Annotated in this window: 3 protein-coding genes and 2 pseudogenes; all 5 read right to left on the bottom strand. The window is 36.7% G+C overall.

Translation table 11 applies throughout. The annotated features are described in order from the left end of the window. Positions 1-31: 31 nt before the first annotated feature. The gene (locus PX481_RS16925; RefSeq protein ID WP_288026379.1) at positions 32-370 is read right to left on the bottom strand and encodes a tetratricopeptide repeat protein; all 339 of its coding nucleotides are present in this window, start codon (positions 368-370) and stop codon (positions 32-34) included. Between the two features lie 16 nt (positions 371-386). Beyond that, a complete protein-coding gene (locus PX481_RS16920) occupies positions 387-644 on the bottom strand; it encodes a ParE family toxin-like protein (RefSeq protein WP_002737575.1) in 258 nt (85 codons plus the stop codon). Then, entirely contained in the window at positions 622-843 is a 222-nt protein-coding gene (locus PX481_RS16915) for a hypothetical protein (protein WP_002736659.1), read from the bottom strand. Before PX481_RS16915 ends, PX481_RS16920 begins: the two co-directional genes overlap by 23 nt. A 72-nt stretch (positions 844-915) precedes the next feature. Further along, positions 916-1,545, bottom strand: a pseudogene (locus tag PX481_RS16910) (tetratricopeptide repeat protein); the annotation flags it as partial. 6 nt (positions 1,546-1,551) lie between these two features. Continuing rightward, positions 1,552-1,681: pseudogene (locus PX481_RS16905) on the bottom strand (IS630 family transposase); the annotation flags it as partial.

Below are 1,681 nucleotides of genomic sequence, written 5' to 3'. Positions count from 1 at the left end.
TCAATCCTTATCTGGCAAGAGATTTAATTGATTAGTTCGCTCCAGATCGCAAACAATTGACAAAAATTGCGGCAATGTCTGTCTCTATAAAGGTTTCATTCTTTATAACCCCGTCCATTGCATAAGACAAACCGAAGAACCCTTTCTCCGCTATGTCTAAAGCTTGCTGGTAGAGTGGTTCAGCTTCCGCATACCTTCCCTGAGATTGGTAGAGTTTTGCTAAATTATTAAGATTTTCAGTGACATTGGGATAGTTATCGCCTTCAAAAATTTCTGGACAGTATTTTTTTAGATTTGCCAGAAATTCCTGTGAGGTAACTTCAGTAAAATCTTGGTGGATAATATTGCGAAATTCTTTAGGATCTAGCATGGTTAATTTTCTCCTTCTATTTAATTAACTCTTCATACTCATCATGAGAACCAATCCAAAACCAGTAATAATCTTCACCTTTTTTCAATGCTAAAGCTCTATAATTCTCAGTTATTCGGACTGACCAGACATTTTTCCCTACTTTCTTGAAATGTAATGATCGATGGAAAACATTACTAATCCAGAGACGATAGGCTTTTTTTGCCTGTTGCTTAATGTAGGGAGGTAAGTTGGCATAACATTGCCAAAAATCAGGAGTTGTTAAGGATTTCATCTAAAGGCTTAACTTGATTGTTACTGATATCATTGTTGACTTTTTGTAATAGTCGATCGAGTTTCCCTGATTCGAGATCGTTTTTTATCTGTTTGTCCCAACTATCATCAAGATAGTCTTGTAACCAAGCTGATAATTGATGGATTTCTTCGTCAGGCAACTGGAGAATTGCGGATTCAATATCTTTGAGTGTAGTCATGATTGTTTGGTTGATTGAAGGTGATTGTATTATTTTATATTGTTGTATTATCGGATGGGTTAATAACCCATCCTACGGGAGCGACTCTAAGTTTTCCCGAATCTTAACAGTAGTAGGATGATTCTCCCCTAAAGCTTGCTCGGCAATTGCTAAAGCTTGTAAATAGAGAGGTTCTGCTTCTTCGTACTTTCCTTGAAAATAGTACAATTTTGCTAAATTGTTGAGGGAATTAGCAACATAGGGATGATTCTCCCCTAATAATCGTTTCCTCAATTCTAAAGCTTGTAAATAGAGAGGTTCCGCTTCTTCGTACTTTCCTTGAGAATAGTACAAGAATCCTAAACCATTGAGGGAATCAGCTACATAGGGATGATTCTCCCCTAATAGTCGTTTCCTCAATTCTAAAGCTTGTAAATAAAGGGGTTCAGCTTCCTCATACCTTCCTTGGGATGAGTACAAGTTTGCTAAATTGTTAAGGGAATCAGCTACATAGGGATGATTCTCCCCTAATAGTCGTTTCCTCAATTCTAAAGCTTGTAATAAGAGGGGTTCAGCTTCTTCGTACCTTCCTTGGGATTTGTACAATCCTGCTAAATTGTTGAGGGAACTTGCTACATGGAGATGATTCTCCCCTAATAGTTGTTTAAAAAATTCTAAAGCTTGTAAATAGAGGGGTTCAGCTTCTTTGTATCTTCCTTGAGATATACTTTAGACGTTCATAATCTGAGATTTATTAAACTTCTGAAATCGTAGAGTCAGCAAGGAATCCAGTTCTTTTTTATGTTTCAAATGGGCATCATTCAAACATTCATAAATGGCTGAAGAAAAGTCAGAAAAG

The organism is Microcystis sp. M53603_WE2 (assembly GCF_030065435.1).
The sequence above is the reverse complement of the archived record's forward strand: the minus strand, read 5'-3'. Positions and strand labels throughout refer to the sequence as shown.